The organism is Pseudomonas sp. WS 5021, from assembly GCF_012985535.1.
In the GTDB taxonomy this organism is placed as follows: Bacteria; Pseudomonadota; Gammaproteobacteria; order Pseudomonadales; family Pseudomonadaceae; genus Aquipseudomonas.
Window position 1 is genome coordinate 871,854 of record NZ_JAAQWP010000001.1, and the last position, 11,508, is coordinate 883,361.

11 protein-coding genes are annotated in these 11,508 nt (G+C 60.4%); 9 read left to right on the forward strand and 2 right to left on the reverse strand.

From position 1 onward, the window contains the following. Window positions 1-136: 136 nt before the first annotated feature. Window positions 137-3,367, reverse strand: a complete 3,231-nt coding sequence (gene rne, locus HBO19_RS04005) for a ribonuclease E (protein ID WP_169955206.1) — start codon at window positions 3,365-3,367, stop codon at window positions 137-139. Window positions 3,368-4,068: 701 nt separating this feature from the next. Between rne and rluC the strand changes: the two genes are divergently transcribed. From rluC to HBO19_RS04020, 3 genes are read left to right on the forward strand one after another with little or no spacing between them, the layout of a single operon-like run. Next, a complete protein-coding gene (gene rluC / locus HBO19_RS04010) occupies window positions 4,069-5,028 on the forward strand; it encodes a 23S rRNA pseudouridine(955/2504/2580) synthase RluC (RefSeq protein ID WP_005790558.1) in 960 nt (319 codons plus the stop codon). Next, window positions 5,015-5,677: an HAD-IA family hydrolase gene (locus HBO19_RS04015; RefSeq protein WP_170043759.1), complete on the forward strand. Its 663-nt coding sequence runs from the start codon at window positions 5,015-5,017 to the stop codon at window positions 5,675-5,677. Before rluC ends, HBO19_RS04015 begins: the two co-directional genes overlap by 14 nt. Window positions 5,678-5,698: 21 nt before the next feature. Further along, on the forward strand, window positions 5,699-6,688 hold the full coding sequence (locus HBO19_RS04020; RefSeq protein ID WP_169955208.1) for a S49 family peptidase: 990 nt from the start codon (window positions 5,699-5,701) through the stop codon (window positions 6,686-6,688). Window positions 6,689-6,819: 131 nt separating this feature from the next. Here HBO19_RS04020 and HBO19_RS04025 read toward each other — a convergent pair whose 3' ends face one another. Beyond that, window positions 6,820-7,398 (reverse strand): nucleoside triphosphate pyrophosphatase, encoded by a 579-nt coding sequence (locus HBO19_RS04025; RefSeq protein WP_170043758.1) that lies wholly within the window; start codon window positions 7,396-7,398, stop codon window positions 6,820-6,822. Window positions 7,399-7,503: 105 nt separating this feature from the next. Between HBO19_RS04025 and HBO19_RS04030 the strand changes: the two genes are divergently transcribed. The 6 genes from HBO19_RS04030 (at window position 7,504) to acpP (ending at window position 11,501) form a co-directional block, all read left to right on the forward strand. Beyond that, entirely contained in the window at window positions 7,504-8,034 is a 531-nt protein-coding gene (locus HBO19_RS04030; RefSeq protein WP_029299696.1) for a YceD family protein, read from the forward strand. A gap of 13 nt (window positions 8,035-8,047) precedes the next feature. Beyond that, window positions 8,048-8,230 (forward strand): 50S ribosomal protein L32, encoded by a 183-nt coding sequence (gene rpmF, locus HBO19_RS04035; RefSeq protein WP_008152339.1) that lies wholly within the window; start codon window positions 8,048-8,050, stop codon window positions 8,228-8,230. Between the two features lie 4 nt (window positions 8,231-8,234). Then, window positions 8,235-9,245 (forward strand): phosphate acyltransferase PlsX, encoded by a 1,011-nt coding sequence (plsX, locus tag HBO19_RS04040; protein ID WP_169955210.1) that lies wholly within the window; start codon window positions 8,235-8,237, stop codon window positions 9,243-9,245. A gap of 127 nt (window positions 9,246-9,372) precedes the next feature. Then, complete coding sequence (gene fabD, locus HBO19_RS04045; RefSeq protein ID WP_170043757.1) at window positions 9,373-10,311, forward strand: ACP S-malonyltransferase; 939 nt, start codon at window positions 9,373-9,375, stop codon at window positions 10,309-10,311. Between the two features lie 17 nt (window positions 10,312-10,328). After that, a complete protein-coding gene (fabG, locus tag HBO19_RS04050) occupies window positions 10,329-11,072 on the forward strand; it encodes a 3-oxoacyl-ACP reductase FabG (RefSeq protein ID WP_169955212.1) in 744 nt (247 codons plus the stop codon). Window positions 11,073-11,264: 192 nt separating this feature from the next. After that, window positions 11,265-11,501 carry an acyl carrier protein gene (gene acpP, locus HBO19_RS04055; RefSeq protein WP_076964148.1) on the forward strand — a complete coding sequence of 79 codons (237 nt, stop codon included), beginning with the start codon at window positions 11,265-11,267 and terminating at the stop codon, window positions 11,499-11,501. Window positions 11,502-11,508 lie beyond the last annotated feature (7 nt).

The window sequence follows — 11,508 nt, forward strand, 5'->3', positions numbered from 1 at the left end:
GGCTGGAAGAGCTGCTCGGGGTGTCAGGTATTTATCCGTCATCGTTAACGACCATCGCAGGCAAGCCAGCTCCCACATGTCGCATAAAAAAGCCCCGCCTGAGTGATCAGGCGGGGCTTTTTAGTTGCCGTTGGAATCAGGCGAGGGGTTTAGGCTCGTGCTCTTCTTCCAGGGCTTTGGGGTTGTGCTCTACCACTTCTTCAACGGAACGCAGGTTCTCGTCGATGGTTGGGGCAGTGTGCTCAACTTCTGCTTCGATGGCCGGTGCTTGCGCAACCGCTTCGACTACGGCCGGGGCCGCTGCCGCTGCTTCTTCGGCTTCTTTCTGCAGACGCTCGGCTTCACGCTTGCGACGACGTACTTCACGTGGGTCGTTAGGCGCACGGCCGTTTTCGGTGAGGGCGCTGGCAGGGGCTTCAACCACTGGGGCGGCCACTTCGGCAACCACTGGGGTTTCCACGACCACCGGAGCAGGCTCGGCAATCACAACCGGTTCTGCAACCACCGCAGGTTCGGCGATAACCACTTCAGCAGCCGGTGCTGGAGCTTCTTCTACCGGTGCCGGGGCAGGGGCTTCGGTGACGACGGCTGGCTCGGCAGTCCACTGGAAGGCGGTCTGTTCTTCGCGAACTTCACGCACTTGCGGGGTTGCTTCAGCGGCTGGCGCTTCAACAACTGCTTCGACCACAGGCTGTGGCTCAACCACGATTGCGGGTGCAGCCACGACTTCGGCTTCAGGCTGGGCTTCACGAACCGGTGCAACTTCCACTTCTACAGCCGCTGGTGCTTCAACCACGGTGGTGGCTTCGACAACCGGTGCTTCAACTGCGGCAGTTTCCTGCACGGCAGCGGTGGCACGTTCGGCCTGCTGGTTGGCTTCGGCTTCGGCAGGTGCGCTGATGACCGAGCTGGCAACCGCAGCGGTAACGGCCAGGCCAGCAGCCAGTTCGGTGCTGGTGGGTTCGTTGTTGGCGTTGTCTTCGCTGGCTTCGCCGGTCTCTTCCGAGCCTTCGATCACATTGCCGTTGGCGTCACGTTGACGCTCACGACGGTTGCTGCGGCGACGCTGGCCACGGGAGCGGCGGCGTGGACGATCGCCTTCGGCGTTGTCCTGGCCATCTTCCTGTGGCTGTTCGTCATTGTTCAGCAGTTCTTCTTCGCTGGCTGCGGCAGCCTGCTCGGCACGTGGTTGACGCTCTTCACGCGGCGGGCGTGGGGCGCGCTCTTCACGGGGCTGGCGGGCCGGACGTTCTTCAGTCGCGACATCAGTTGCTACGGCGGCAACAGCTGGGGCAGCGTCCAACGGTTCACGCAGTTCACGTACACGTTCTTCACGCTCGCCACGTGGCTTGCGATCTTCACGTGGGGCGCGAGGGGCACGCGGCGCGCGTTCTTCACGTGGCGCACGCTCTTCGCGCGGAGCACGTTCTTCACGGGCTACGGCTGGGGTTTCTTCACGGGCTTCGCGCGGCTGGCGCTCTTCACGGGGGGCGCGCTCTTCACGCGGTGCACGTTCTTCGCGAGGCTTGCGCTCTTCGTCGCGGCGACCGTTGCGGTTACGGCTCTGCTGGCGACCGTTGCGACGCTCTTCGTTGCGTGCAGGGCGTTCAGCGGCTGGCTTCTCGACCACGGCAGGAGCTACCGGCTCTTCCTTGGTGGCGAACAGGCTGACCAGCGACTTCACCAGGCCCTTGAACAGGCTTGGCTCCGGCAGGACGGCAGGCGCGGCCACCGGGGCAGCGGCTTCAGTCGGCACCGGTGCGTTGGCACGGGCCGGCGCGGTCTTGACGGCGGCTTCCTGGCGAACCAGGGTGCGGGTCGCGGCGGCTGGCTGGACTTCTTCGACTTCGGCAGCGGCGGCGGCGATTTCGTAGCTGGACTGGCCGCTGTGGGCTTCCGGGCTGTCGTCACGCAGGCGCTGGACTTCGAAGTGCGGCGTCTCGAGGTGATCGTTCGGCAGTATGACGATACGGGCACGGGTGCGCAGTTCGATCTTGGTGATCGAGTTGCGTTTTTCGTTGAGCAGGAAGGCTGCAACCGGGATCGGCACTTGCGCGCGGACTTCGGCGGTGCGGTCTTTCAGGGCTTCTTCTTCGATCAGGCGCAGGATCGCCAGGGACAGCGATTCAACGTCACGGATGATGCCGGTGCCGTTGCAACGCGGGCAGACGATGCCGCTGCTTTCGCCCAGGGATGGACGCAGGCGCTGACGGGACATTTCCAGCAGGCCGAAGCGCGAGATGCGGCCAACTTGTACGCGGGCACGGTCGGCTTCCAGGCATTCGCGGACTTTTTCTTCCACGGCGCGCTGGTTCTTGGCTGGGGTCATGTCGATGAAGTCGATCACGATCAGGCCGCCGATATCACGCAGGCGCAGTTGGCGAGCGATTTCTTCGGCTGCTTCCAGGTTGGTCTGCAGGGCGGTTTCTTCGATGTCGCTGCCTTTGGTGGCGCGCGCCGAGTTGATGTCGATGGACACCAGGGCTTCGGTCGGATCGATCACGATGGAGCCGCCGGAAGGCAGTTCGACCACGCGCTGGAAGGCAGTTTCGATCTGGCTTTCGATCTGGAAACGGTTGAACAGCGGAACGCTGTCTTCGTACAGCTTGATCTTGCTGGCGTACTGCGGCATCACCTGGCGGATGAAGGTCAGGGCTTCGTCCTGGGCTTCAACGCTGTCGATCAGTACTTCGCCGATGTCCTGGCGCAGGTAGTCGCGGATGGCGCGGATGATCACGTTGCTTTCCTGATAGATCAGGAATGGCGCGGAGCGGTCCAGGGACGCTTCTTTAATAGCGGTCCACAGTTGCAGCAGGTAATCGAGGTCCCACTGCATTTCTTCGCTGCTGCGGCCAAGGCCGGCAGTGCGCACGATCAGGCCCATGTCGGCCGGGGCGATCAGGCCGTTCAGCGCTTCACGCAGTTCGTTGCGCTCTTCGCCTTCGATGCGACGGGAGATGCCGCCAGCACGCGGGTTGTTCGGCATCAGGACCAGGTAACGGCCAGCCAGGCTGATGAAGGTGGTCAGGGCTGCGCCCTTGTTGCCACGTTCTTCTTTTTCGACCTGGACGATGACTTCCTGGCCTTCGCTCAGGACGTCCTTGATGTTCACGCGGCCTTCAGGGGCTTTCTTGAAGTACTCGCGGGAGATTTCTTTGAGGGGCAGGAAGCCATGGCGCTCAGAGCCAAAATCGACAAAGGCAGCCTCAAGGCTTGGCTCGATACGAGTAATCCGGCCTTTATAGATGTTGGCCTTCTTCTGCTCGCGTGCACCGGACTCAATGTCCAGGTCGTAGAGGCGTTGGCCATCTACCAGTGCAACACGCAACTCTTCGGGTTGAGTTGCGTTAATCAGCATTCTTTTCATGTTGTACCGTCGGTTTCCGGGCTGCCGGAAACGGCGTTCGGCACACACGACTTCTCACGGTCGGTGTCAGGTGCGTCAAGAGTGGTTGGCCACTCCAGTGTCCAGCAATACTGGCCAATTGGGCTGGTATCGCGACTTACGCGTCCTGCTTGCTGTGGTGACTTAATAAGCACTCAGTCAGGAGGAGGAATCAACCGGCGACTGTGGACGAGATGAAGCGTCTAAATATAAGCCTAGTGCTACACAGTCCGACGGTTGTGCATCTCCACCCTACACGTATCCCTGATAATTCGGGTGCTGCCGCGCGCAGAATCCGCAGCGGGTTGGCATTTACCGTGTTCTCCAATGGGGAGTTCACGCTCATGGCTAATAACAGGCGTTGTTTCCGAAGCATTCGCCGTGGTCTGGTACAAGACTGACTGCACTTTGTGAACTGGCCGTAAATATCGGCGCAAGAGGCGAGTAATCACTCTGCTTCCTGCACTCGCTTCAGGCCTCATGTCACCTGCGCTTGTTACAATCTTGAGCCTTCCAGTATGGCAAGAGCCCCGTAGGACGGCCTCGCGTCCTGATGAATTGCGATGGTCAGGGGCGGCAGTTTGCCGCGAGTCCTCTGTCCAGGCCGCTTTTGGCGGCGTTCGCGACTATAGCAGCAATGATTAAGTGCTTCAATTCCATAAAAAATTGTTATCATTCCCGACATGACGACTACCACCCCCCCGACCCCCAGCGTCCAGCTGCTTGAGGTCTCGCCGGAATATGCCGGCCAACGCATCGACAATTTTCTTCTGGCCAGGCTCAAGGGCGTGCCCAAGACCTTGATTTATCGCATTTTGCGCAAAGGCGAAGTGCGGGTGAACAAGGGCCGGATCAAGCCTGAGTACAAGCTGCAGGCGGGCGATATCGTCCGCGTGCCGCCTGTTCGCGTGCCTGAGCGCGACGAGCCCGTGCCGCTGGCCCAGGGCCTGTTGCAGCGCCTTGAGGCGTCGATTGTCTTCGAGGACAACAAGCTGATCGTGATCAACAAGCCGTGCGGCATTGCGGTGCACGGCGGCAGCGGCCTGAATTTCGGGGTGATCGAAGCCTTTCGTCAGTTGCGTCCGGATGCCAAGGAGCTGGAGCTGGTCCATCGCCTGGATCGCGACACCTCCGGCCTGTTGATGATCGCCAAGAAGCGCAGCATGTTGCGCCACCTGCATACCGCCCTGCGCGGCGATGGCGTGGACAAGCGTTATATGGCGCTGGTCCGCGGCAATTGGGCGTCCTCGATCAAGAGCGTGCGGGCGCCGTTGCAGAAGAGCAACCTGCGCTCCGGCGAACGCATGGTCGAGGTGGACGAGGAGGGCAAGGAGGCGCTGACCCTGTTCAAGGTGCTGCGGCGCTTCGGTGATTTCGCGACTATGGTCGAGGCCAAGCCGGTGACCGGGCGCACCCACCAGATCCGCGTGCATACCTTGCATGCGGGCCACTGCATTGCTGGCGATACCAAGTACGGCGACGAAGGGTTCTCCAAGGAGATTCGTGACCTTGGCGGCAAACGCCTGTTCCTGCATGCCTACATGCTGACGGTGCCGTTGCCCGATGGTGGCGAATTGAAGTTGCAGGCGCCTGTGGACGAGATGTGGGCCAAGACCGTGGAGCGCCTGAGTGTCGCGCCCTGACTACAAGCTGCTGATCTTTGACTGGGATGGCACCCTGTGCGATTCCATTGGTCGGATTGTCGAGTCCATGCACATGGCCTCGACCCGTTCCGGCTTTGAGCTGTGCAGTGACCTGGCGGTCAAGGGCATCATCGGCCTGGGCTTGCCCGAAGCCATTCGCACCTTGTATCCGCAGATCGCTGACAGTGAGCTGGTGGCGTTTCGCGAGCATTACGCCGATCACTACATTGCCCTGGAGGCCGAGCCGTCACCCTTGTTTGAAGGGGTAGTGCAGTCCCTGGCGGCATTTCGTGAGCAGGGCTATCACCTGGCGGTGGCTACCGGCAAGGCCCGGCGCGGCCTGGATCGGGTGCTCAAGGCCAATGGCTGGGAAGATTATTTTGATATCACCCGCGCCGCCGATGAAACCGCAAGCAAGCCTCACCCATTGATGTTGGAGCAGATCATGGCCCATTGCGGCGTGTCTGCCCGTGAGTCGTTGATGGTGGGCGATGCTTCGTTCGACCTGCTGATGGCGCGCAACGCCGGCATGGACAGCGTTGCCGTCAGCTATGGCGCACAGTCCCCCGAAGCCTTGCAGGCTTACGAGCCGCGACTGACGATTGACCGGTTTTCGCAATTGCACGCCTGGCTCAACCAGGCCCGTTAAGTTTTTGCTGGGGTAGATGGCATGACCGATGAGTGGAAAGCACCGACCAAGGCCGGTGCCGACAATGGCGATGATAAAAGCTGGAAACTGCTGGAAAAAACCCTGCTGGCGGGCGTCCAGGAGCAGCGTCGCGCCCGGCGCTGGGGGATCTTCTTCAAGCTCCTGACCTTTACCTACCTGATTGGCATGCTGGTGTTGTTCAGCCCTTTGGTGGATATGGAAAAAAGCGCCGCCCGCAGTGGTAGCTACACCGCGCTGATCGAGGTGCGTGGGGTGATTGCCGACAAGGAGTCCGCCAGTGCCGACAATATTGTCAGCAGCCTGCGCACGGCCTTCGAGGATCCCAAGGTCAAGGGTGTGGTGCTACGCATCAACAGTCCGGGTGGCAGTCCGGTGCAGTCGGGCTATGTCTATGACGAGATCCGTCGCCTACGCGCGCTGCATCCAGAGACCAAACTGTACGCGGTCATCTCTGACCTGGGTGCCTCGGGTGCCTATTACATTGCCAGCGCCGCCGACCAGATCTACGCCGACAAGGCCAGCCTGGTGGGCTCCATTGGCGTGACGGCGGCCGGCTACGGGTTTGTCGGGGCCATGGAGAAGCTGGGGGTTGAGCGGCGTACCTACACCTCGGGCGAGCACAAGTCTTTCCTGGATCCGTTCCAGCCGCAAAAGGCTGATGAAACCCAGTTCTGGCAGAGCGTGCTCGATACCACTCATCGCCAGTTCATTGCCAGCGTCAAGCAGGGGCGCGGTGAGCGGCTCAAGGATAAAGAGCATCCGGAGTTGTTCTCCGGCCTGATCTGGTCCGGTGAGCAGGCGTTGCCGCTGGGCTTGATCGATGGCCTGGGCAGTGCCAGTTCGGTGGCGCGGGATGTGATTGGCGAGAAGGAGCTGGTGGACTTTACCGTCCAGGAGTCGCCGTTCGATCGCTTCTCCAAGCGACTGGGTGCCAGTGTGGCGGAGAAATTGGCGCTGTATATGGGCTTCCAGGGGCCGACCTTACGCTGAGCTCGCGATTGGCGTAGCCCAAAATGTGGGAGCGGGCTTGCTCGCGATGGCAGTGGATCAGTCGGTACATATTTGGCTGATCCGCCGTAATCGCGGGCAAGCCCGCTCCCACATTGGGTTTTGTGGTGCTTTCAGGGGATTTGCACGCCTTCGGCCAGCAGCATGTCCACCAGGCGAATCAGCGGCAGGCCGACGAGGCTTGTCGCATCCGGCCCTTCGGTGCTTTGAAACAGGCTCACCCCTAAACCTTCGGCCTTGAAGCTGCCGGCGCAGTCGTAGGGCTGCTCGATCCGCAGATAGCGTTCGATCTGTGCCGGGTCCAACTGGCGCATCGTGACGGTGAAGGGGATGCAGTCCACCTGGCAATGCCCGGTGTCGCTATTGAGCAGCGCCAGGCCGGTCAGGAAGCTGACCTGCCGGCCGCTGGCCGCCAGTAATTGCTCGCGGGCCTTTTCAAAGGTGTGGGGCTTGCCGATGATCTGGCCATCCAGCGCTGCGACCTGGTCCGAGCCGATGATCAGATGCCCAGGGTGGCTGCCGGCGAGGGCGCGGGCTTTTTGCTCGGCCAGGCGCTTGACCAGGTCGGCTGCTGGCTCGTTGGCGTGATGGCTTTCGTCGATATCCGGCGAGCTGCAGATGAACGGCAGGTGCAGGCGGTTCAGCAGTTCCCGGCGATAAACCGAGCTGGAAGCGAGTAATAAAGGCAACATGTGGCTCTCCTCAAGGCAGTCGCGGATTCTAGCGAGCGGACAGTCTGGCGCACAGGGCTGAATTTCCTTTGACATGGGCGGGTGCATCCCTATAATGCTGCGCCTATGTTGAATGACCCGATTCCACCTCACGTTGACCCGCGCAAATTGGCTGATCGTGGCACCACCCTCCAAGGTGAAGTGTTGCTGGCCGATTTGGAGAGACTCTGCGACCCGCTTTCCGACAATGTCGGTACGGTGCAGGCTAAATTCGTTTTTGAGCGAGATGAACGTAAATCTGTGGTAATCCACAGCTTTATCGACACCGAGGTCAAAATGGTTTGCCAGCGTTGTCTTGAGCTGGTCACCCTGCCGATCCACAGCGAATGCAGTTATGCTGTGGTGAAAGAGGGTGCGAATACCCAGTCGTTGCCGAAAGGTTATGACGTGCTGGAACTGGGCGAAGATCCTTTGGATCTGCATGCACTGATCGAGGAGGAGCTTCTGCTCGCCTTGCCCATTGTGCCTGCTCATCATCCGGAAGAATGCCAGCAGCCGGCGGGGCTCGATGACGAGTCCGAACCGAGCGAGGACGAGGTAACGCGGTCCAACCCGTTCAGTGTATTGGCGCAGTTAAAGCGTGACCCAAACGTTTAGGAGTTAATCAATTATGGCTGTTCAGCAGAACAAAAAATCCCGCTCTGCCCGTGACATGCGTCGTTCGCACGATGCCCTGACGGCAAGCACTCTGTCTGTAGAAAAAACCACCGGTGAAATTCACCTGCGTCACCACGTATCGCCAGAAGGCGTATACCGTGGCCGTAAAGTGATCGACAAGGGCGCTGACGAGTAATCACTTGTCTGCTCAAGTCATCGCGATTGACGCAATGGGCGGGGACTTCGGTCCCCGCAGCATTGTCCAGGCATGCATTGCCAGCCTGTCTGCTACGCCCTCGCTGCACCTGACCCTCGTCGGTCAACCCTCCCTACTTGAAGAACTGATTGCCAGCCATGCGGCTGTGGATCGCGCGCGCCTGACGATAACGCCGGCCAGCGAAACCATCGGCATGGATGAAAAGCCAGCCCAGGCCCTGCGTGGCAAGCCTGACTCCTCCATGCGCGTGGCCCTTGAGCTGCTGCGCGATGGCAAGGTCCAGGCTTGTGTCAGTGCCGGCAATACCGGGGCCTTGATGGCCTTGTCCCGCCATGTGCTGAAAACCCTGCCGGGCATTGATCGGCCGGCGATGGTTGCGGCGATCCCGACGCAGCGTGGCTACTGCCAACTGCTGGACTTGGGGGCGAATGTCGATTGCAGCGCCGAGCACCTGCTGCACTTTGCCCTGATGGGCTCGGTCGCGGCCGAGGCGCTGGGTGTGGTGCGGCCAAGGGTGGCCTTGCTGAACATCGGCACCGAGGACATCAAGGGTAACCAGCAGGTCAAGTTGGCCGCCAGCCTGTTGCAACAGGCGCGGGGCTTGAACTACATCGGGTTCGTCGAAGGCGATGGGTTATATCGTGGCGAGGCCGATGTGGTGGTTTGTGACGGGTTTGTCGGAAATATCCTGCTTAAGTCCAGCGAAGGCCTGGCTACGATGATTGCTGCGCGGATCGAGGCGTTGTTCAAGCGCAATCTGGCTTCGCGGCTGGTGGGTGCCCTGGCGTTGCCGTTGATGCGGCGCTTGCAGGCGGACCTGGCCCCGGCGCGGCATAACGGCGCAAGCTTCCTCGGTCTGCAGGGTATTGTGGTAAAAAGCCACGGTTCTGCGGGTGTCCAGGGCTTTCAGAGTGCTATTGCGCGCGCGCTGATCGAGATCCAGGAGAACCTTCCGCAGCGCTTGCATGGCCGTCTTGAGGATCTGTTGCCTTAGGCGAATCGGGCCGGGAATGCTTAAATGTGACCGGCCAGTTCAATTGACCATCCAATCTGTCAGTTTCTTGCGCTCCCAGTTGTGGGGCGTCAATTCACCGACGACCAGATCATTAGGGGCTTGTTACATGTCTACATCCCTCGCATTCGTCTTTCCAGGGCAGGGTTCGCAGTCCCTCGGCATGTTGGCCGAGCTGGGCGCGCAATACCCGCTAGTCCTGGAGACATTCAAGGAAGCGTCTGCTGCCTTGGGCTACGACCTTTGGGCATTGACCCAGGACGGGCCGGAAGAACTGCTCAATCAAACCGATAAAACCCAGCCGGCCATCCTGACGGCTTCCGTCGCGCTGTGGCGCGTTTGGCTGGCCGAAGGCGGCGCACGTCCGGCTTTTGTTGCCGGTCATAGCCTGGGCGAATACAGCGCCCTGGTCGCGGCGGGCAGTCTGACCCTCGCTGAAGCGGTCAAGCTGGTAGAGCGCCGTGGCCAACTGATGCAAGAAGCGGTTCCAGCCGGGCAGGGCGGCATGGCCGCGATCCTGGGCCTGGACGACGCCGTGGTGATCGAAGCCTGCGCCGAAGCGGCCCAGGGCGAAGTGGTCAGCGCGGTGAATTTCAATTCCCCAGGCCAGGTAGTGATCGCCGGTGCCAAGGCTGCGGTTGAGCGTGCCATCGAAGGCTGCAAGGCCCGTGGCGCCAAGCGTGCGTTGCCACTGCCGGTCAGCGTGCCGTCCCATTGCGAGTTGATGCGCCCGGCGGCCGAGCGTTTTGCCGAGTCCATCGCAGCCATCAACTGGCAGGCACCGCAGATCCCGTTGGTGCAAAACGTCAGCGCCGACGTGGCGCCGGACCTGGAAACCCTCAAGCGCGACCTGCTGGAGCAACTGTACAAGCCGGTACGCTGGGTTGAATCAGTCCAGACCCTGGCCGCCAAGGGCGCTACCCAACTAGTTGAGTGTGGTCCGGGTAAAGTCCTGGCCGGCCTCAACAAGCGCTGCGCCGAGGGCGTGTCGACGTCCAACCTCAATACCCCGGATGGCTTCGCCGCCGCCCGCGCCGCACTGGCCTGAACTAAGGAGAAGCCTGCATGAGTCTGCAAGGTAAAGTTGCACTGGTTACCGGCGCAAGCCGTGGCATTGGCCAGGCGATTGCCCTGGAACTGGGCCGTCAGGGCGCGGTAGTGATCGGAACTGCCACGTCCGCCTCGGGCGCCGAGCGTATCGCCGCGACCCTCAAGGAAAACGGCGTGCAGGGTACCGGCCTGGAGCTCAACGTGACCAGTGATGAGTCCGTGGCTGCTGTTTTGGCCCAGATCACTGCACAGTTCGGAACACCGGCCATTCTGGTGAACAACGCCGGAATTACCCGCGACAACCTGATGATGCGCATGAAAGACGACGAGTGGTACGACGTGGTCGATACCAACCTGAACAGTCTGTTTCGCCTGTCCAAGGGTGTTTTGCGCGGCATGACCAAGGCGCGTTGGGGTCGAATTATCAATATTGGCTCCGTAGTGGGTGCCATGGGCAACGCAGGCCAAGTAAACTACGCCTCTGCCAAGGCCGGCCTGGAAGGTTTCAGCCGTGCCCTGGCGCGTGAAGTCGGCTCGCGGTCGATTACGGTCAACTCGGTGGCTCCAGGGTTTATCGATACCGATATGACCCGCGAATTGCCTGAAGCGCAACGTGATGCGTTGCTGACGCAAATTCCGCTGGGCCGTCTGGGCCAGGCACAAGAGATCGCCAATGTGGTCTCTTTCCTGGCATCTGACGGTGCGGCATACGTGACTGGGGCTACAATCCCGGTGAACGGCGGGATGTACATGAGTTAAATTGTGACGGATCGCTTCAAAAAAATGTCATACGAGCTGTCTAAAATCCGTTATAAAGCTGCAATCTATTTATAGACAGGTGGTCGGTAGGGTACGAGGGTGAAGCTTTCAGTTGAAAAGCTGAAAAGCCTTTCTATACACTTACCCACTGGCCAGCTGCCTGAATTTGTCCATTAGGAGTGAAAACAAGGTATGAGCACCATCGAAGAGCGCGTCAAGAAAATCGTTGCCGAGCAACTGGGCGTTAAAGAAGACGAAGTGAAAAACACTTCTTCCTTCGTTGAAGACCTGGGTGCCGACTCCCTTGACACCGTTGAGCTGGTGATGGCTCTGGAAGAGGAATTCGAGACCGAAATCCCGGACGAAGAAGCTGAAAAAATCACTACTGTTCAAGCTGCTATCGACTACGTTACTAGCCACCAGGCGTAATAGTTTG

What these genes read in the sequence shown, in the direction of transcription:
- rpmF (WP_008152339.1), top strand. Translation starts at nt 8,048, where the DNA reads ATGGCTGTTCAGCAGAACAAAAAATCCCGCTCTGCCCGTGACATGCGT.
- rluC (WP_005790558.1), top strand. Translation starts at nt 4,069, where the DNA reads ATGACGACTACCACCCCCCCGACCCCCAGCGTCCAGCTGCTTGAGGTC.
- HBO19_RS04030 (WP_029299696.1), top strand. Translation starts at nt 7,504, where the DNA reads ATGTTGAATGACCCGATTCCACCTCACGTTGACCCGCGCAAATTGGCT.
- rne (WP_169955206.1), bottom strand. Translation starts at nt 3,367, where the DNA reads ATGAAAAGAATGCTGATTAACGCAACTCAACCCGAAGAGTTGCGTGTT.
- acpP (WP_076964148.1), top strand. Translation starts at nt 11,265, where the DNA reads ATGAGCACCATCGAAGAGCGCGTCAAGAAAATCGTTGCCGAGCAACTG.
- HBO19_RS04020 (WP_169955208.1), top strand. Translation starts at nt 5,699, where the DNA reads ATGACCGATGAGTGGAAAGCACCGACCAAGGCCGGTGCCGACAATGGC.
- HBO19_RS04025 (WP_170043758.1), bottom strand. Translation starts at nt 7,398, where the DNA reads ATGTTGCCTTTATTACTCGCTTCCAGCTCGGTTTATCGCCGGGAACTG.
- fabD (WP_170043757.1), top strand. Translation starts at nt 9,373, where the DNA reads ATGTCTACATCCCTCGCATTCGTCTTTCCAGGGCAGGGTTCGCAGTCC.
- fabG (WP_169955212.1), top strand. Translation starts at nt 10,329, where the DNA reads ATGAGTCTGCAAGGTAAAGTTGCACTGGTTACCGGCGCAAGCCGTGGC.